The following is a 17,261-nucleotide window of genomic DNA, read 5'->3' on the forward strand; positions in this document are numbered from 1 at the left end:
GGACACTACTTTTTTAGCTCTAACTGACCTGAGCCACGGGATAAAAAGGTTTCCCCAAATCGAGGCTATCGGCATTTTCCAAAGCAATGTACAAAAATGCGGGCAGCAAAGCCGATAAAATTTGACAGCCATCTTGTAGCTGCTTGCGGTTCAACGAACTCTTATAGGTTGAACCGCCATGCATCAGCTGATTTCTCAAGGTATATAAACGGTTAAACAGTACCAGTAAAATATCGACCGAATGCTTCTGCTGTAGCGCTTTCGCCACTTTCTTCTTTTCTTGTTCAAGCTGAGCCTTACAGACCTCTAAAGCAATTTTCTTATTTTGATAGTCCCAATACCCTTGATAGGTGTATTGGTTGTCTAAGAGCATACGAATAGGCTGACTAAATTTGTCCCATAAAATGCTATAAATTCTATGATCGACATCATGTTGGCAAATTAAATGTAAGAACTGACGTAAACTCTGTTTGTCCTGACTTTGCCCCAAGTCTTGTGCATATATCGCATTGAAGGAAATCCAGAGGCTGATAAATTGTAAATCGGGATCATGATCGAGCAGTAATGCCTGCTTCAACCAACTCAGCCCGCGATGTATTCTCAGATTAAACTCATCACTCTGTTGTACTTTTTTAGTTTTAAAAATTTCTTCTAAAAGCAACATCGGCTTTTCCTATACTTTATTCTTCTATGTATTCAACATACTGAATGATTAAGCTAAATTCAATTCAACCCTGCTAGGACATAGTGATTGATAAATCCCGCTAGTTCAGTGTGAAGGTTCTATCGAAAAAAAACATTCTGTTTTCTATATTTCAATGTATCTAATGAATATTGGCTGCTCCTCTTACCATTAATTATAAGTTCTAAGCTTGATAAAAGCAGATAATATCTCTCAATGAATGTATTCCATTTTTGTGATAGTATTGCGTGCTATCGGAAATACCTGAATAAAAATGAAGCATCGAGTTTCATTTTTCGTCCATTCCCAAAGATCCTCCTATCAGTAATGAATGCATTTCAGCTCATTACATTGTGCTGTATCGTGCTCAATAAATGGATTGACGCTTTGGCTTTGCGACATCTGATTTTCATGTAATTTCCCACATATTTCTTTGCACCACTTCTACTTCAAAACATAGTGCGTTAACCATGTATTTGCCGATAGAAACTGATGAACACTGATGAAGAGTCTGATTTTTTAATGAATACTGACAAAACCATTGAAACCCCTCAATCTCCACGAATCAGTGTTGCACCGATGATGGATTGGACAACAAAATAAAATAATCCATTAATTTACAGCAACTTAAAATAAAAAAATTAAGTTAAGGTGTAAATTTGGAGTAAACTTTATTTTTATGTATCAAAACATAAATCTTCAATATTTTCACTCCCAAATAGATTATTCACAGTTACAAGAGCTGTATCAGATAGTGTTTGAGTAGCTAACACAGCTAGTCTTGTCATTGGACGAGAAATTTATACATAAAATAGATTACGGGCTCTATGAAAACCATCGAAGTTTGCCGTAGTCTAAGCTGGAAAGACTACAAGGCTGTTACCTCGGGTCTGAAAGCGATTTATCAGGCAAGTACAGAGGAAAATGCTTTAAAGTCCCTAGACATCTTCTGTGATCAATGGAATCACCAGTATCCCAAAATTGGAGAATCCTGGCGGGCCAATTGGGAAAATATCCGAACGATCTTTAGCTATCCAGCCGAAATACGTCATGCAATTTATACAACAAATGCGATTGAGTCGTTGAATAGCGTAATACGCCATTCAACGAAGAAGAGGAAAATCTTTTCATCTGATGACTCAGTAAAGAAGGTCATTTACTTAGCAACATCAAATGCTGCGAAGAAATGGACGATGCCAATTCAAAATTGGCGTTTAGCAATGAATTGGTTTACGATTCAGTTCGATGATCGATTAAAAGATCATTTATAAAAAATGGAACTTACACAAAATAATTTACAGGCTCAATATCCATAAAGTATTGAGGGGCAATGCAAACCTATCTATACACTGCCTTAAAATGCATAGCTCTTAAACATTAGCCAAATAAGCATCTATTTCATCTACCGTTGCTCTTGCTGTTCTAGAAACCCCAATTAATGTTGCAGATGCCATGCCTGTCCATTCCCCATAGCCAACCAACCAAAGGTTATTTACTTTTATTGAGCGTCCATCATTCACAGCAACTGTCTGATCAGGTTCTACTACATCAAGACTTCTTAAGTGATTCAATGAAGCTTTAAACCCTGTACACCAAATCACAGCATCTACAGCTTGTGTTGAACCATCAGCCCATATAACCGAATTCTCTTCAAATGCAGTAAAAGGTTCTCGGCTATGTAATACGCCACGTTCGCGGGCCTCTTTGACACTGTCAATCATGACAATATCACCCAGACCACCAACGGGTTGATCAATCACACGACCTTCCTGTTGAGCTTTTAAACGTTCAGTTGCCCGAAGAAATAAAACACGCCCATCAACATCATCCGATAAAAATTGAGGTGGTGTTACTGTGACCCAAGTGGTATCTGCAACTTTTGAGACTTCGGCAAGAATTTGTGCCCCTGAATTACCACCACCAACCACGATCACTTTTTTATTAATAAAAGGCTCTGGATTTACATAATGGGCTGAATGCGTTTGTAATCCTTCAAATCGTTCATGTCCTTCATAATGCGGAATATAAGGTTGACTCCATGTTCCTGTCGCACTGACCACCGCTTTAGCTCGCCAATATTGATCGCCAGCATACACATCTAAATAGCCATCTTTTTGTTCGATATGATCGACATGAACTGGTCGAATAATCGGAAATTGATAGCGTTGCTCGTATGCAGACAAGTAGTCAATCACTTCATTTCGCGTCGGGTAGGTTTGTTCAGTTGTTGGCATCATCCAACCTGACAACGAACTCCAAGTATTTGGAGAAAAAAGACGAAGAGATTCCCAAGCATGTGACCATGCACCGCCCGCCTGAGATTGGTCATCTAAAATAATAAATGGAATTTTCTTACGTTTGAGGAAATAAGCTGTGGCAAGGGCTGCCTGACCGCCACCAATAATGACTACATCGACTTCAGCTTGTAATTGAGTCAAAGCTTCTCTCCTATTATTTATTGTCATAATCAAAATAACGCCCAGTCTGCTCAACAGACTGGGCGTATTTCATACAATTTTCAAGCGTTTAAATGAGCCTTTCAATTGCTTAATTGATCAAGATACTTTTCGGCATCCAAAGCTGCCATACAGCCTGAGCCTGCCGAAGTAATTGCTTGACGATAAATGCTGTCAGCAACGTCACCCGCAGCAAATACCCCTGCCACAGAAGTTGCTGTTGCATTGCCTGAAGTACCACTTTGTACTTGAATGTAGCCATCACGTAGGTTGAGTTGGCCGTCAAACATACCTGTATTCGGTTTGTGACCAATAGCAACAAATAAGCCCTGAACTTCAACATCTTGTATGCTTTCGTCCAAAGTTGACTTCAAGCGAACTGAAGTAACACCAGTATTATCACCTAAGACTTCATCAACTTGATTGTTCCAAAGAATACTAATTTTGCCTTCTTTTTCTTTGGTAAAAAGATGATCTTGTAGAATTTTCTCTGAACGTAAACTGTCTCTACGGTGAACTAAGGTGACATGTTCAGCAATATTAGAAAGATAAAGTGCTTCTTCAACTGCTGTGTTACCACCACCCACGACCATGACTTTTTGATTCTTATAAAAGAAACCATCACAAGTTGCACATGCGCTGACACCTTGACCCATGAATTTAGCTTCAGATTCAAGACCCAAGTATTGTGCTGTCGCACCTGTTGCAATAATCAGTGCATCACAAGTAAAGTCTTCCATGTCGCCTTTTAGCACAAATGGACGGACGCTTAAATCAACTTCATTGATGTGGTCATACACAATTTCTGTACCAAAGCGTTCAGCATGGGCTTGCATTCTTTCCATAAGTGCAGGACCAGTTAAACCTTCTGGGTCGCCCGGCCAGTTATCTACCTCAGTGGTCGTTGTTAATTGACCACCAAGTTGTATACCCGCTATCAATGTAGGTTTTAAGTTTGCACGTGCTGCATACACAGCAGCACTATAACCCGCAGGCCCTGAACCTAAGATCACTAATTTAGAATGTCTCTTTTGCATTTCTGATCACCTAAAGTTTATAAGCTACGTTGATTGACACGCTTAGATAATTCTTCTGCCGACTCTTTTCGCTCTGAATAACGGTCCGTGAGGTACTGACTCTGCCCACGAGTGAGCAAGGTGAACTTATATAGTTCTTCCATTACATCGACAATTCGATCATAGAAGGATGAAGGTTTCATCCGTCCATTTTCCTCAAACTCTAAAAAAGCTTTAGGAATAGACGATTGGTTCGGAATGGTGATCATCCGCATCCAACGGCCTAAAATACGCATCTGGTTTAAGCTGTTAAAAGACTGTGAACCGCCACTGACCTGCATCAAAGCTAAAGTCTTACCTTGCGTTGCACGAATTGCACCGCCTGCCAATGGTATCCAGTCAATTTGCGATTTGAAAATTGAACTCATGGAGCCATGACGCTCAGGCGAACACCACACCATGCCTTCTGCCCAAGCGAGTAAATCATGCAACTCTTTAACCTTTGGATGTTCAGTGTCCGCATCTTCAGGTAAAGGCAGCCCTTTAGGATGAAAGATTTTTACTTCAGCGCCAAACTGCTCCAAGATACGACCAGCTTCCATCACCACCAATCGGCTGTATGAACGCTCTCGGTTAGAACCATACAGCAGCAAAATACGGGGTGGATGATCTAGCACTTTAGCTTGTACTTTTTCTAAAGTCGGTTGATCGAGAAGATTCATATCTACATTTGGGAGAGTCATAGAAATTACACCTCTTCTTTAAAAAACTTTTTTCTAAGCCACAAAGACACACTGACTAAAGCAATCAACACTGGTACTTCAACCAATGGGCCAATCACAGTCGTGAATGCGACAGGTGAAGCCAAACCAAAGGTTGCAATCGCGACAGCCAGCGCCAATTCAAAGTTATTTCCCGCAGCTGTAAAAGAAATAGCTGTGGTTTTAGGATAGTCATTCCCCATCCACTTGCTCATAAAGAAGCTGATGAAGAACATCACGATAAAGTAAATGGTCAGTGGAATCGCAATACGCAAGACATCGAGTGGCAAACTCACCACGTCGTTTCCTTTGAGGCTAAACATCGCCACAATCGTGAACAATAACGCCAACAAACTCAGTGGACTGATCTTAGGTAAGAAGACATGTTGATACCAATCCAGACCTTTAGCTTTTACTAGAGTGAATCGCGTCATAAAGCCAAGGAAAAATGGAATTCCCAAATACACCAGTACTGCATGGGTAATAGTCCAAAAATCGACATTGATTACCTGTCCTGCAACACCAAAATAAGGTGGCAAGAAGGTTAAGAATAGCCAAGCATAAGTACTGAAGAATAAGATCTGGAAGATACTGTTAAAGGCCACCAATGCAGCAACATATTGGTTATCCCCACAGGCTAAACCATTCCAAACCAAGACCATGGCAATACAACGAGCCAGTCCTATCAAGATTAAGCCTGTCATGTATTCAGGATAGCTGTGTAGAAAAATGATGGCTAATGCAAACATCAGAACAGGTGCGATGAGCCAGTTTTGTACTAAGGATAGCGTCAGCGTTTTCTTATCTTTAAACACCTGTGGCAAAGCTGCATAGTCTACTTTGGCTAATGGTGGGTACATCATCAAAATTAAACCAATCGCAATTGGAATATTAACGGAATCCACACTCATTTTATCCAATGCCACTGAGGCTTGTGGAAAGAACACGCCTATCGCTATTCCGAACCCCATCGCAATAAAAATCCATAGTGTGAGGTTACGATCTAAAAAGGATAATCTTTGTTGAGCCATGATGTTCTCATTCAATATCTGAGATGTGATTGATTGCAGCAATCAATTCAGGACGAGACATGTGCGCTGTATCCAGTGCAAATAACGCATCTAAGCGACGATTGATATGGTCTACAGTCACTTGGAATGCTTTGAGCTTCTCTTCTTTCGGCAAGTCTAAATACGAAGGATCAGCCAAGCCCCAATGTGCCTTGATTGCTCCACCTAAATACAGTGGACACGCTTCTTGCGCAGCCGAATCACAAACCGTAATCACTACGTCAGGTTGATATTGTTCACAATCATCAATGGTTTTACTCCACAAACCATCTGTTGAAAGACCTAGATTTTCTAAAGTTTCTATGGTCAGTGGATGTACTTGCCCTGATGGCTTACTACCTGCACTGTATGCTTTCCAACCCTCTGGGGCACGACTATTAAACAGCACTTCTGACAGGATGCTACGGCAACTATTTCCAGTACACAAAAAAAGGAATTTCATATTGTTCTACTCGCAATAACTATTGATTTGTTGAAATGATGGAGCAACTTTTTGCTGTAAATCAGCATTTTTAAGGGTATTAAGTACGTCTATACACCAAGTAGGTAAATTGGGATTGAGACTGTAATAGACCCATTGTCCTTGACGTCGATCTTGTAAAAGACCAGAAGAGCGTAATAAGGCTAAATGCCGTGAAATCTTGGGTTGGCTGAGTTGTAGTTTTTCAGTCAAATCACAAACACATAATTCTTTATTCTCAGTAACTAAAGTCACGATATTGAGTCGAGTTTCATCTGATAAGCATTTAAAAAAATTTACTTGGTCCATTCTTAATTCCTATTCACTCATTTGGATATACGGATAATCATATGCAAAAAGTAAATTTTTTAATTCACTCGTTGACCATTTTCATCAATCACTTTTTCACCATCCTCTTTCGTAAAGGCTCCCTTCTGAGGTAGTGGTAGAATATCTAAAACAACTTCTGAGGGACGGCTCAAGCGAGTGCCTAATTCAGTAACAACAAATGGTCGATTAATCAATATTGGATGATCAAGCATAAAACCAAGTAACTGCTCATCACTCAAATCACTACGATCAAGGTCTAAATCCCGATAAGGATCTACATTCTGGCGAATGGCCTCTCTTACTGTTAATTTTGCGTCCTGAATCAATTTAACTAATTCGTCATAACTAGGTGGTGTAATGAGATATTCAATCACAGTTGGCTCAATCCCTGTATTACGGATCAATGCCAAAGTATTCCTAGATGTTCCACAAGCTGGGTTGTGATAAATCGTCACATTTGATGAAGTTGTCATCGAATTGAGCTCTTTTGAGAATTTATAGCATCTTTATATTCGAATTTCCATATATATGCAATACCATATATTGAATTTTTAATAATGTCTTCGAAAATAAATACCATCTAAAAAAGCTTTTCACTATCAATTGAATGGCAATAATACAACTAAATTAAAAGCCTCTTTAGAAGGCGACTATTGATTTATGTCAACAGCCGCCTTTTAAATTAAAATCGACTTATGACTTGATAAGTTATAAAAGAAAATAGGTAAGCCAACGAAAATAGATAAACAGCCATTACGACTGGTTGTTTCCAACTCCCTGTTTCTCTTCGAATAGTTGCTAGTGTTGCTAAACAATGCGGGGCAAAGATAAACCAAACTAACAATGACATACCTGTCGCTAGCCCCCATCCATCTGGTCCAGATATTTGAGATAATAAGGTCTGGGTAACTGCATCTTCATCACCAGACATTGCATAAATCACTCCTAATGCAGCAATAATCACTTCACGAGCTGCCATTGCAGGAATCAAAGCAATACAAATTTCCCAAGTAAATCCAATTGGAGCAAATATTGGATGGATTAGATGTCCTAACTGTCCAGCAATACTATAATTGATTGGTGGCATTGTTGGATTATCAGGTGGTAAAGGGAACGTTACCAAGAACCATAATAAAATAGAAAGTGCGACAATAATTCCACCAACTCTTTTTAAGAATATAGTTGCTCTATCATAAAGCCCCAAAGCTACATTTCGAACATCTGGAATACGGTATGTAGGTAATTCAAAAATGAAAATACTTTCAGTTTTATCTTTTCTGACTAATTTCAGGAATAAAGAAACCAATAAAGCGGATACGATTCCTGACATGTAAAGCCCGAACAGAACTAGACCTTGTAAACTGAGCCAACCATAAACCAACTTGTTTGGAATGAATGCAGCGATCAGCAAAGCATATACAGGTAGTCGTGCAGAACACGTCATTAAAGGTGCAATCATAATCGTTGCTAAACGATCTCTTTCAGAGCTAATACTTCTAGTCGCCATGACTCCGGGAATTGCACAAGCAAAGCTCGAAAGTAACGGAATAAATGAACGCCCACTTAAACCAGCTTTAGACATCAGCTTATCTAACAAAAAAGCAGCTCTAGGTAAGTATCCCGATTCTTCTAAAATTAAAATAAAGAAAAATAAGATCAGAATTTGAGGCATGTACGCGAGTACACTACCAGCACCTGCAATCACACCATCAACGACCAAACTTCTTAAAAGTGGATGAGTGATCAGAGGTCCTATCGCTCCACCAAACCATGAAATCGAATCCTCAACGAAGGAAATTAATGGCTGAGCCCAGATAAAGACAGCCTGAAACATTACAAACATGGTAAAGGTCAATATTAATAATCCAAAAACTGGATGTAAGAATATTTTGTCCAAGAAAGCCGTTCGTTTATCACCATTATCATTTTTCAAGATGACTTGTTTTGTAATATATTTGATTTGGTCAAAGTGACTCAGATCAGAATGATAAGGGGCAACAAACAAATTCTTTTGATCCAATTGAGTCAATAGCCCCTGAATGCCTTTTGTTTTTACAGCTACTGATTCAACAACAGGAATACCTAAAAGCTGAGATAGCTTCGTTGTATCAATTGCAATCCCACGCTTTCTAACCTCATCCATCATGTTAAGAACAAGTAACATTGGTCTGTTTAAAGCCCTGACTTCAAGTACAAGACTTAAATGAAGATGAAGATTCGTAGCATCGACAACACATACAAAAATATCAGGTATGACTTCGCCTCTTAATTCACCAAAGCATACTGCTCTAGTTACCTCCTCATCTAAACTGCTCGGTTTTAAACTATAAGTCCCAGGCAAATCCAATACTCGAACGGTATCACCAGAAGGTAGTTTAAAAAATCCCTCTTTCCGTTCTACCGTTACCCCAGCATAATTTGCAACTTTTTGACGAGTCCCTGTGAGGGTGTTAAAAAGTGATGTTTTACCGCAATTAGGATTACCAACCAGTGCAATATTTTTAGTTTCCATTGGTAATCTCTACAAAAATTCGTTCTGCTTCATTTTTTCTTAAGGCGAAACGTGATGTTTCGATTTGAACCAACACAGGATCACCACCAAAAAGCCCTTTCGCAAGCACTTGTAAGGATTCACCTACTCTAAAGCCCAGCAGTTCTAAACGTTCCAGAACAGGATCATTTTTATCTTGATACTGTTCACCCTTTTTAAGATCAATGATTTTTACAGTCTGGTCTTGCTTTACTTGAAATAAATTCATTGTCTGCACCCTATTTCAACGCCAAAATTTTTCGAGCGCCATTCAGTACAAACAGTGAAACAAGAATACCAATAATCAAATCTGGGTAAGCTGAACCAGTCCATGCGACAAGTACACCTGCTAAAATAACCCCCATATTTACTATTACGTCATTAGCTGAAAAGATCCAACTCGCTTTCATATGGGCTCCGCCATCTCTATGCCCAGAAATGAGATACAAGCACGTCACATTGGCAATAAGTGCTAAGAAGCCAATAATGATCATCAAATCTGACTCTGGCTCACTACCGAACATGAAACGTCTGACAACATCAATAATAACGATCAAAGCTAATAAAAGTTGAATCCATCCTGCAAAATGAGCTGCTTTTAATTGGTATTTTGCCGCTTTCCCTACCGCGTAAAGTGCTATACCGTAAACGGCCGCATCAGCAAACATATCAAGAGAGTCCGCAATGAGACCCGTCGATGCGGCAATAATTCCACTTATGAATTCAATAAAAAAAAGAATACCATTAATCGCTAGTAATAATTTAAGGACTTTCGCCTGCTTAGTCGGATCTGGTGTTTCAGGCAATTCCCCAGTGGCTTTTACTGTTTCCACAAGCTTTGCACCAAAACCGAGGGCTTCAAGTTTTGTGGTAATTTCATTAATCCCATTTGTATGGAAAACAACTAACTGTCTTTGTGCCAAATCAAATGATAAACCTTTAACGTCATGCAAGGGAGAAAGAGCCATTCTGACCATTTGCTCTTCTGCCGAACAATCCATCTTTGGAATCAGAAAAGTACTGGCTTCTTGTGCGTGCTCTTTATTTTCATAAGCTTCAGTTTTATTTAATTTTGCTCCAAATCCAAGAGCTTCAAGTTTTGCAGTGATTTCATTATTTTCACCATTATGCAGAACTTTTAGGTTTCGGTTTGGCAAATCAAATACCAGCCTCTTAACATCTACTAATGAAGATAAAGTCATCCGAACCATTTGTTCCTCTGCGGAGCAATCCATTTTCGGGATGTTATAGTCACTGATGAAAGTCGCTGTATCTTCACTCCCCCGAATCGTTTCAGGTGAAGTTATCGAATCCGAACCACAACATAAATTCGACTGCGTAGAACACGGCTGGTTACTACCGCAAGTATCTTTTTCATCAGAGTTAGCTCCTTGCTGTAACTCATTACCACAACAAGAGCTTTTACTTACTTCAGTAGCTGAATCTTTACCTTTACAAGAATCTGTTTCTGATTCATTTTGTTTTTGCTTGGTATCGTCACAAGAACTTTCTTTATTACAACCGCAACCACTCATTGATGTGCCTATAGTCATATCTTTACTTATTGCATATTAAAATCCCTATAGCTACTATAGAGTCAAGCTAGTTTTTGTTGATTACCATGTTCTTAAAAATAGGTGAGTTATCTGAGAAGACCTCTTGTTCAGTATTAACAATCAGGTTCTATGAAAAAGAAGGTTTAATCCCACCACCTGAAAGAAATCAGGGTAACTATCGACTGTATTCTGAAAACTATATTGATAGACTAAAATTTATTGTCAATTGTCGAACATTGAACATGAATCTTAGTGAAATCAAGAAATTATTAACTTATAAAGATACTCCTGCCCAAAATTGTTCTGAAGTAAACGAACTTATTGATTCTCATATCAGAGATGTACAAGATAGTATTAGAAACCAACAGAAACTCATTGAGCAGTTGTTAGAAATTCGGAAAACCTGTGACGGTTTATGTACTGCTGATAAATGTGGCGTATTAAAGAATTTAGCTTGAGCTATTTATAGCTAAGGGAACTTAAAAGTTCCCTTAGCTTTTAAGTTAGTGCTTTAACATTACGAGCTAACTCTTGTCTCATTGTCGTTACACACGATAAAGTGCCGCATTGGTGAGGCTCCTCTTTCTCATTTGAATTATAAAACTCCTCAATAATATCTAAGCCCTCTTCACCTCCCACCTCAAAAGTAGCATTACCATAACCCTGTCGTGCCACATGATCCAAAGCCTCCTGATAAAATCCTGCTACCTTACTTTGTTCATCAATCTGTTTCGCTGACGTAATTGCTTCCTGCAAATTAACACCATCCCGTAAAGTTAAGTCTACGTAGTAGATCGGTGTACGGTAGCTTTGGGTTGTGCTTTTCCCCCTCAGAGTGAGTTGCAATGGCAAACATGAAAGCAAATCACCTGAAGCCGCATGGTAGTAACGAAGCCGTGCCGCCAAAGTTCGGATGCTATTAAAACCTGTGGTTCTAAAAATGAATGTACCCAACTCATCCGACTCATCTAAGTTCACGTAAAGTCGTCCATAAGGTTTGCACTGTCCACCTTGGGCCAAAGGACATAAATCAGGTGATGGACATTGGTGTTGTTCAACCCCGTTTTGTCCAAGTCGCTGACAAGTTTCACCATTTCCTGTACAAATTGGTCGGCCTGTTTGTCGATCAAAAAGAGTGTACTCAGCTCGTAGATTCAGTTCAGGATCATTAAAAATCATCCGTACTGGAATGGTTCTGAGTTTTTGATTGGGTGCTTTGGCACGAAGCTGCTCATCCAAGGGATGCTTCACCCATCCCTCTTTGCCTTGGATTTGACTGGTAATCGTGAACTGGTCATCCTTTTCGGGCAATCGTTTACCGTTCTTTTCGACCACTTTACCGATACTGATGCGCCCGAGTATAGGCGGTGTAATGGCTAAACCTTTAATCATGATGATTTCCTCTTTTGAGTAAAATAAATTAGACATAAAAAATCCCATGCGCTGAGGCATGGGATTTCTAGGTTGGTTGGATATTTTGCTTAGGCTAAATCGGCTTCAATCATCATTGGTATAGATATTGAAGCGCCGTGAACCTTGTTTACTTTGTGGAAATTGATTCAAATATTCAGGGTATTGCTTGAGTAAAGCCTTGCTGTCTAAGCTGATTGAGTCTTTAGACTTTTTCCACGTCACTGAGCCTGTTAAGAATGTTGCTCGTTCAGCCTGTTGCATCTTGGCTTGCAGTTGATGCTTAAGCAGATCGAATTGCTCCTGATGCTTTTCAATTTGGTTGCGTGCTTGAATCAGTTGTTCAAACTGTTGATTGGAACTTTCGTCTTCGGATAAATCTGTGGTGCTGAGTGGTACATGTTCGGGATAGAGTAGCTGTAAGGCTTTGGCTGCCGATTCACTGGCATCGGCTTCGGGTGGAACATCCTTTTCTACGCACTCCCAGAAATATCGTTCAGCATTGATGATGTGTTGAATCACCGATTCAGAACGAATGACTTTAAAGATGCGAGTTTCATGTCCACAAATCAATACGCAGATATGTGCGGCTTTCTTGCCTGTCACTGCCAATTGGTGTTGTACCTGACACAGTACGTATAAAGGCACACCATCTCGCCACAGTTTGGCGCCATATTCGCCTGCGGTTTTACATTCCAATATTTGTACATCGGCATCACCTGTTACGGAATAATCCAAATTGGCGAGCATGAAATGTTTATCAGCTTCGGGATGTTGTAACACCGCATTGACCCGACGGACTTTGTAGTTGGTGTGCATGCTGTAGTACTCAGCCACCAAGGGTTCAAGCCGTTTACCCCAGTACAAAGGCGCATGACCTTCACTTTCACCCTCAATGGATTGTTGAATCCGACCTGTTTTGATCATCCACAATTCGAGCATCGACATATAAGGATTGAGTCCACAAGCGGCAGCACAGTCACTACTGCCAATGCCTTGGCGACGCACTTCTAGCCATTCGGCTTGACTTAAGTTTTTGGTCTCTAAAAAGCGTTTTGGATGGCTGAGTTTAGGGCGGTGCGCATGGATATTTGCTCGAGTAGGATGAGGTTGAATTAAAGCTGAGTTCATATAGATGTCCTCTGATTATTAAATTTTAGACATAAAAAAAGCCACATCTGGAGATGTGGCAAAGAGGTATTCGAGTTCAAGGAGATTTACAGGATCATGTTGATCTGATGTGATTATCTTAAATTCGGAATCTGAATCTAAACTTAAACAATTAAGCGTAATGCTTGTTCAAGCCCACGTTGCTTAAGCCCTGCCCCTGCACCGAACCATGCTGAATCTAAGCGATGATCCTGACTCATGGCTCGACGTTCATGATCACAAAATTCCGTAATGGAACACAGTAAGCCATAAGCGGTGTCTTTGGCTGAACTGAGTTCTGCCCCACGGCCATGCCCATTAAACATGGTCATGACTTTTGACATAGAACGTCCATTCGGTTCAATCTTGTTGTCAGCTTTAGTAGCTGAGTTGGCTTGTGTGGCAACATTGCGATAGAACTGAATAATACTGTCATCTTGCTCGGTTGGACTGATGCTGGTGTTATTAAACACCGCATCGAAATAAGCTGCCGCTTCAGTCTGTGTGACTTTACGTTGACTGAGCTGTTTCATTTCATACATATGTTCGTTCCATGCCCGCACTGAAATCCCCAATTGCTGTTTAATCTTTTGCGCATCAAACTTGGTACTATGTGGCACTTTGACTACGCCTGCACTTGTGTTCTGACCTTTTAAGGCAATAGCTAGAGTGTTATTACACACCACGCGAATACTGGTAAATTGCGCCGTGGTCGCCAAAGTGCCATCACACGCCGTAGCTAATAAAATATAGCCATTGCTGACATCTTTGCCTTTTAAGGCAGAAGTCTGTCCTGTTTTGGCTAAAGCCCAGAATTTCTTGCCACCTTTCAGTACCCCTGCGGTTTCCAGTTCAAAGCCTGATTGTTCAGTCAAGTCTCGATAGAATTCTAGAATCTCTCGGGGTTGGACTTCCTGATAACGCTGACTGACCACCGATAAAGGCGCATGTGTGTCGGAACGGTATAAAACCCGCTGTTCATCATGCGGTAGGATCAAGCTTTGTCCTTTATGGTTTTCAGCCATATAACTCACATTCGAGCTTTCAATCTGCCAGTCCATGCCTGCTTGTTTGGCCCAGACTTCAATCGGTTGGTTTGGGGTAAGCTGATTGCCTAAACCATGCCAAGGGGTTTGTCCGACATAAGCCATTTGTTCAAGTTGATGTGCCATGGTGAACCTTCCTAAAATAAGTGTGTGATGTAAAGTTTTAAAGAATGTATGAATTCAACTATGTAAAGGCTGAGATGCGATTACTTCGCCCATGCAAAGGTTTGTTGGCAATCCAAGCAGACGTAGTGCACGGCATCGGTGTAATACTTTTCAAAGCAGTATTGGCTGATCACCACCAAAACCCCGCCGATGACCACCCCGATCGCCGCACCAATAAAAGGTGAAACGCCTGCTTTTTTGGCGACCTGCATGCCGAACATCGCCATCTGTGTGGGGGAAATACAACGTTGCAGTTGTTCAAAATAATTAAAGTTGGGATTGCCTGAATCGGTCTGTTGAACATGGACAGACTGACAAAAAGGACAGCGAATAAGAGACATTGAATATTCCAAGTAGACTGAATTCAGTACAAAAGCTGAATGGCGGGCATAAAAAAACCGCATCCATTAAGGACGCGGTTTGGTTTGGTGTGTAGCTTAAATTGAGTGCTTTGGCTTAGTGTTGAACTGAGTTATTGAAAGCTATAGCTTGCAGTACCTTGGTCGGTTTCAACATCGACACGTACCACATTGTTATAGCCACAGCCTGTTAATTTCAGTCTTAAACGTAGACCCATTTTAAAATGCTGGGGATATTCCAACGATCTGCGATAGCCTTCATAACTGCATTCACCGTTGTTGATCAGCACATTGGTGACATCAATCGGATCTGCGCTGTTAGAACGGATGGTCAATACCGTAGCGGATTGATTTTGCGCATACCAGTTACTGGTATCTTTGACATCCAGTTCTACCGTAAATGTATTTGGATCAAGGCCAGAGTTACACCCACTCAACAACATTCCTGTCGTTACAGTCACTGCCAGTAGGATCGGTTTAAAAAATTGCTTCATACATTTTATCCTCAGCAGTAGTTATAGCTCACGCCATAATCGCCCGTATTTAAATCAATGCTGACCAGATGAATTTCACAGTCTGTGCCATTATCAAATTTATAAACGTAGTAACGATTACCCGCCTGCTCCGATTCCAGTGCTCCGTGTTCCTGTAAGCTGAAGTTTTTCACTGATTTGCCTGTATCTTTTGCGGCTTTGGCAAAGACATAGCGTTGATATTTATCTATGTTGTCCTGCTCAAACTGAGGCAGTTCGTTATAAGGCAGCATCGACAGCAAGGTATCGACAGACTTTAAGTTTTTATCAAATTCAAAGCTGAGCAATTCAGGTTCATGGCCTGATAGGCTCAGACTTTTACTCCCTGTGGTAAGCTCTTTGACATCAATCCCATCCACTTCTGCTGCTGCAATTTCAGTTGATCCTGTTGCTTCTGAACTGGCAGATTCCAAAGGCTGTGCAGAGCTAGCCTCAGAAGTGCTGGCTTGAACCGTTTTCTCAGTTGCATATTTGGGGCTAAAGAAATAGAAGCCTGCAATAATGATTAGGGTCAGCGCTAAAATCGCAGCCAAACCCAATATGGTTTTTTGGTTCATCTCAAATGCTCCCATCTTTAGTTGGGTACAGTGACTTGACCATTCTGAGCATTAAAGTGAACGAAGCGCGGGCAACCACCCTGAAAGTTCACCGTGAAATTACGCCAACCACGGTTGCCCGGATTGGTTTTATACATGCACTGATACACCCCGCCACCCAAATTGCGAGCCTTAACAAAATAGGCTTCACTGGCTTGCGCAAACCAGCCTGCCTGCGCCAATGATGCACCTGCAAGTAGTAATGAAATAAGGGCAGTTTTTAGGAAGGTTTTAAACATAATCATTTTCTCTTTTTATAGGCATCACTGGTCTTGGTCTCAATCAGACGCAGTGCTCCCCATGCATGAATGTTGGAATGAATATCTATGTTTTTTTGAAGTGTTATAGACGATAAAGCACACAGATCTATGACCCTCAAAACAGCATGAGAGATTCATCTTCATATCGGTAATATGTACTTGAAAAAGTTTTATTCTTAGAAAGTCATCGACACAGCTATGCATTGACTGCACAGCATCAGGTCTAATCACCCAACGGTACAAACATGAAAAAAGAGAAATATAAAAGACGGTCTTGATGTAAGCGCATGGCGTACTCCTTTGTTTTAAAAGAATCCTGCCAAATCACTGTCAATTGATGGTGGCAGAACGAAGGAGGGTTGACAGACTGGTAACAAAGAAACCAGCACGCGCAAGCGCGTCCCCCCTCCGCCCTACCGCAAAGAAAGGGGGACGAACGGGTCCACAACATGCAAAATGAGATTTCGCATATTGTCTTTGTTAATGGGTCTGTCAAAACCCGCTGACGATGTAGGTCAGCAGGCTAAGGATAATCTGCGCACTGTAGAGCGTCAAGCAATCAACTAGTGCATAAAAATTTAATGTTATATTTCATCATCGGTAGTATTGAAACGTCAGACCTTTTTCTGCATATTGATCCAACTCAAATTTTTTTGATTAAAGGGGATCCAATATGAGACAAGATCTAAATCTTGAACAGCAAGAAGAAGATTATAGAGAAGCTCGAGAAAATGAGATTCAGAAAATTGCTGAATCGAATAATGTATCGAATGAAGTTGCTACTCAAATTTGGGAAGATCTTCATAGCTCTATAAACCAATAAAAAACATTAAAATCCTAACACCTTGCTCATATAGTAAAGGTGTTAGGTTCTAATATAAA

At 40.4% G+C, this 17,261-nt stretch carries 20 protein-coding genes and 2 pseudogenes; 3 read left to right on the forward strand and 19 right to left on the reverse strand.

What is annotated here, in order from left to right; all coding sequences use genetic code 11:
* Positions 1 to 19: 19 nt before the first annotated feature.
* Positions 20 to 664, reverse strand: coding sequence for a HEPN domain-containing protein (locus HYI04_RS06415; protein WP_058868943.1), 645 nt, complete (start codon positions 662 to 664; stop codon positions 20 to 22).
* Between the two features lie 695 nt (positions 665 to 1,359).
* A pseudogene (locus HYI04_RS17050) lies at positions 1,360 to 1,536 on the reverse strand (ATP-dependent helicase); the annotation flags it as partial.
* On the opposite strand from HYI04_RS17050, the pseudogene HYI04_RS06420 reads away from it, so the two are divergent.
* Positions 1,531 to 1,953 (forward strand): annotated as a pseudogene (locus HYI04_RS06420) (transposase); the annotation flags it as partial. The pseudogenes HYI04_RS17050 and HYI04_RS06420 overlap by 6 nt on opposite strands.
* Positions 1,954 to 2,052: 99 nt before the next feature.
* Here the strand turns inward: HYI04_RS06420 and HYI04_RS06425 are convergent.
* The 10 genes from HYI04_RS06425 to HYI04_RS06470 all read right to left on the reverse strand — a co-directional run bounded on the left by HYI04_RS06425 (position 2,053) and on the right by HYI04_RS06470 (position 10,840).
* Positions 2,053 to 3,120, reverse strand: a complete 1,068-nt coding sequence (locus HYI04_RS06425) for an ArsO family NAD(P)H-dependent flavin-containing monooxygenase (RefSeq protein ID WP_151707333.1) — start codon at positions 3,118 to 3,120, stop codon at positions 2,053 to 2,055.
* Positions 3,121 to 3,221: 101 nt separating this feature from the next.
* The gene (gene trxB, locus HYI04_RS06430; protein ID WP_151707332.1) at positions 3,222 to 4,175 is read right to left on the reverse strand and encodes a thioredoxin-disulfide reductase; all 954 of its coding nucleotides are present in this window, start codon (positions 4,173 to 4,175) and stop codon (positions 3,222 to 3,224) included.
* A gap of 17 nt (positions 4,176 to 4,192) precedes the next feature.
* Complete coding sequence (gene arsH / locus HYI04_RS06435) at positions 4,193 to 4,897, reverse strand: arsenical resistance protein ArsH (RefSeq protein WP_178896019.1); 705 nt, start codon at positions 4,895 to 4,897, stop codon at positions 4,193 to 4,195.
* A 5-nt stretch (positions 4,898 to 4,902) separates the two neighbouring features.
* Positions 4,903 to 5,946, reverse strand: a complete 1,044-nt coding sequence (arsB, locus tag HYI04_RS06440; protein WP_178896020.1) for an ACR3 family arsenite efflux transporter — start codon at positions 5,944 to 5,946, stop codon at positions 4,903 to 4,905.
* 7 nt (positions 5,947 to 5,953) lie between these two features.
* Positions 5,954 to 6,427 (reverse strand): arsenate reductase ArsC, encoded by a 474-nt coding sequence (locus HYI04_RS06445; protein WP_178896021.1) that lies wholly within the window; start codon positions 6,425 to 6,427, stop codon positions 5,954 to 5,956.
* A gap of 6 nt (positions 6,428 to 6,433) precedes the next feature.
* On the reverse strand, positions 6,434 to 6,754 hold the full coding sequence (locus tag HYI04_RS06450; protein WP_178896022.1) for a metalloregulator ArsR/SmtB family transcription factor: 321 nt from the start codon (positions 6,752 to 6,754) through the stop codon (positions 6,434 to 6,436).
* 59 nt (positions 6,755 to 6,813) lie between these two features.
* Complete coding sequence (gene arsC, locus HYI04_RS06455) at positions 6,814 to 7,248, reverse strand: arsenate reductase (glutaredoxin) (protein WP_151707328.1); 435 nt, start codon at positions 7,246 to 7,248, stop codon at positions 6,814 to 6,816.
* A 209-nt stretch (positions 7,249 to 7,457) separates the two neighbouring features.
* Positions 7,458 to 9,287, reverse strand: coding sequence for a ferrous iron transporter B (locus HYI04_RS06460; RefSeq protein ID WP_151707327.1), 1,830 nt, complete (start codon positions 9,285 to 9,287; stop codon positions 7,458 to 7,460).
* Positions 9,277 to 9,534 carry a FeoA family protein gene (locus HYI04_RS06465; protein ID WP_004655745.1) on the reverse strand — a complete coding sequence of 86 codons (258 nt, stop codon included), beginning with the start codon at positions 9,532 to 9,534 and terminating at the stop codon, positions 9,277 to 9,279. The genes HYI04_RS06460 and HYI04_RS06465 overlap by 11 nt, the downstream gene beginning before the upstream one ends.
* Positions 9,535 to 9,544: 10 nt before the next feature.
* Positions 9,545 to 10,840, reverse strand: a complete 1,296-nt coding sequence (locus HYI04_RS06470; RefSeq protein WP_151707326.1) for a cation transporter — start codon at positions 10,838 to 10,840, stop codon at positions 9,545 to 9,547.
* A gap of 86 nt (positions 10,841 to 10,926) precedes the next feature.
* Between HYI04_RS06470 and cadR the strand changes: the two genes are divergently transcribed.
* Complete coding sequence (gene cadR, locus HYI04_RS06475; RefSeq protein WP_004655749.1) at positions 10,927 to 11,319, forward strand: Cd(II)/Pb(II)-responsive transcriptional regulator; 393 nt, start codon at positions 10,927 to 10,929, stop codon at positions 11,317 to 11,319.
* Positions 11,320 to 11,359: 40 nt separating this feature from the next.
* Here cadR and HYI04_RS06480 read toward each other — a convergent pair whose 3' ends face one another.
* From HYI04_RS06480 to HYI04_RS06510, 7 genes are all read right to left on the reverse strand, one after another.
* Positions 11,360 to 12,253: a hydrolase or metal-binding protein gene (locus tag HYI04_RS06480; protein ID WP_151707334.1), complete on the reverse strand. Its 894-nt coding sequence runs from the start codon at positions 12,251 to 12,253 to the stop codon at positions 11,360 to 11,362.
* 105 nt (positions 12,254 to 12,358) lie between these two features.
* On the reverse strand, positions 12,359 to 13,402 hold the full coding sequence (locus HYI04_RS06485; protein WP_151707325.1) for a YqaJ viral recombinase family protein: 1,044 nt from the start codon (positions 13,400 to 13,402) through the stop codon (positions 12,359 to 12,361).
* Between the two features lie 143 nt (positions 13,403 to 13,545).
* A complete protein-coding gene (locus HYI04_RS06490; RefSeq protein ID WP_151707324.1) occupies positions 13,546 to 14,592 on the reverse strand; it encodes a DUF932 domain-containing protein in 1,047 nt (348 codons plus the stop codon).
* An 80-nt stretch (positions 14,593 to 14,672) separates the two neighbouring features.
* The gene (locus HYI04_RS06495; RefSeq protein WP_151707323.1) at positions 14,673 to 14,972 is read right to left on the reverse strand and encodes a hypothetical protein; all 300 of its coding nucleotides are present in this window, start codon (positions 14,970 to 14,972) and stop codon (positions 14,673 to 14,675) included.
* A 131-nt stretch (positions 14,973 to 15,103) separates the two neighbouring features.
* Positions 15,104 to 15,484 (reverse strand): hypothetical protein, encoded by a 381-nt coding sequence (locus HYI04_RS06500; RefSeq protein ID WP_151707322.1) that lies wholly within the window; start codon positions 15,482 to 15,484, stop codon positions 15,104 to 15,106.
* Between the two features lie 11 nt (positions 15,485 to 15,495).
* The gene (locus HYI04_RS06505; protein ID WP_151707321.1) at positions 15,496 to 16,080 is read right to left on the reverse strand and encodes a hypothetical protein; all 585 of its coding nucleotides are present in this window, start codon (positions 16,078 to 16,080) and stop codon (positions 15,496 to 15,498) included.
* Positions 16,081 to 16,097: 17 nt separating this feature from the next.
* The gene (locus tag HYI04_RS06510) at positions 16,098 to 16,358 is read right to left on the reverse strand and encodes a hypothetical protein (protein ID WP_151707320.1); all 261 of its coding nucleotides are present in this window, start codon (positions 16,356 to 16,358) and stop codon (positions 16,098 to 16,100) included.
* Between the two features lie 694 nt (positions 16,359 to 17,052).
* Here HYI04_RS06510 and HYI04_RS06515 point away from each other — a divergent pair.
* Positions 17,053 to 17,202, forward strand: coding sequence for a hypothetical protein (locus tag HYI04_RS06515; protein ID WP_171494569.1), 150 nt, complete (start codon positions 17,053 to 17,055; stop codon positions 17,200 to 17,202).
* The last annotated feature ends 59 nt before the right edge of the window (positions 17,203 to 17,261 follow it).

The organism is Acinetobacter sp. SwsAc2 (assembly GCF_013391465.1).
Taxonomy (GTDB): domain Bacteria; phylum Pseudomonadota; class Gammaproteobacteria; order Pseudomonadales; family Moraxellaceae; genus Acinetobacter; species Acinetobacter johnsonii.

Excerpts from the sequence above, each read along its gene's own strand:
- HYI04_RS06415 (WP_058868943.1), bottom strand. The coding sequence starts at position 664 with ATGTTGCTTTTAGAAGAAATTTTTAAAACTAAAAAAGTACAACAGAGT.
- trxB (WP_151707332.1), bottom strand. The coding sequence starts at position 4,175 with ATGCAAAAGAGACATTCTAAATTAGTGATCTTAGGTTCAGGGCCTGCG.
- arsH (WP_178896019.1), bottom strand. The coding sequence starts at position 4,897 with ATGACTCTCCCAAATGTAGATATGAATCTTCTCGATCAACCGACTTTA.
- arsB (WP_178896020.1), bottom strand. The coding sequence starts at position 5,946 with ATGGCTCAACAAAGATTATCCTTTTTAGATCGTAACCTCACACTATGG.
- HYI04_RS06445 (WP_178896021.1), bottom strand. The coding sequence starts at position 6,427 with ATGAAATTCCTTTTTTTGTGTACTGGAAATAGTTGCCGTAGCATCCTG.
- HYI04_RS06450 (WP_178896022.1), bottom strand. The coding sequence starts at position 6,754 with ATGGACCAAGTAAATTTTTTTAAATGCTTATCAGATGAAACTCGACTC.
- arsC (WP_151707328.1), bottom strand. The coding sequence starts at position 7,248 with ATGACAACTTCATCAAATGTGACGATTTATCACAACCCAGCTTGTGGA.
- HYI04_RS06460 (WP_151707327.1), bottom strand. The coding sequence starts at position 9,287 with ATGGAAACTAAAAATATTGCACTGGTTGGTAATCCTAATTGCGGTAAA.
- HYI04_RS06465 (WP_004655745.1), bottom strand. The coding sequence starts at position 9,534 with ATGAATTTATTTCAAGTAAAGCAAGACCAGACTGTAAAAATCATTGAT.
- HYI04_RS06470 (WP_151707326.1), bottom strand. The coding sequence starts at position 10,840 with ATGAGTGGTTGCGGTTGTAATAAAGAAAGTTCTTGTGACGATACCAAG.
- cadR (WP_004655749.1), top strand. The coding sequence starts at position 10,927 with ATGTTCTTAAAAATAGGTGAGTTATCTGAGAAGACCTCTTGTTCAGTA.
- HYI04_RS06480 (WP_151707334.1), bottom strand. The coding sequence starts at position 12,253 with ATGATTAAAGGTTTAGCCATTACACCGCCTATACTCGGGCGCATCAGT.
- HYI04_RS06485 (WP_151707325.1), bottom strand. The coding sequence starts at position 13,402 with ATGAACTCAGCTTTAATTCAACCTCATCCTACTCGAGCAAATATCCAT.
- HYI04_RS06490 (WP_151707324.1), bottom strand. The coding sequence starts at position 14,592 with ATGGCACATCAACTTGAACAAATGGCTTATGTCGGACAAACCCCTTGG.
- HYI04_RS06495 (WP_151707323.1), bottom strand. The coding sequence starts at position 14,972 with ATGTCTCTTATTCGCTGTCCTTTTTGTCAGTCTGTCCATGTTCAACAG.
- HYI04_RS06500 (WP_151707322.1), bottom strand. The coding sequence starts at position 15,484 with ATGAAGCAATTTTTTAAACCGATCCTACTGGCAGTGACTGTAACGACA.
- HYI04_RS06505 (WP_151707321.1), bottom strand. The coding sequence starts at position 16,080 with ATGAACCAAAAAACCATATTGGGTTTGGCTGCGATTTTAGCGCTGACC.
- HYI04_RS06510 (WP_151707320.1), bottom strand. The coding sequence starts at position 16,358 with ATGTTTAAAACCTTCCTAAAAACTGCCCTTATTTCATTACTACTTGCA.
- HYI04_RS06515 (WP_171494569.1), top strand. The coding sequence starts at position 17,053 with ATGAGACAAGATCTAAATCTTGAACAGCAAGAAGAAGATTATAGAGAA.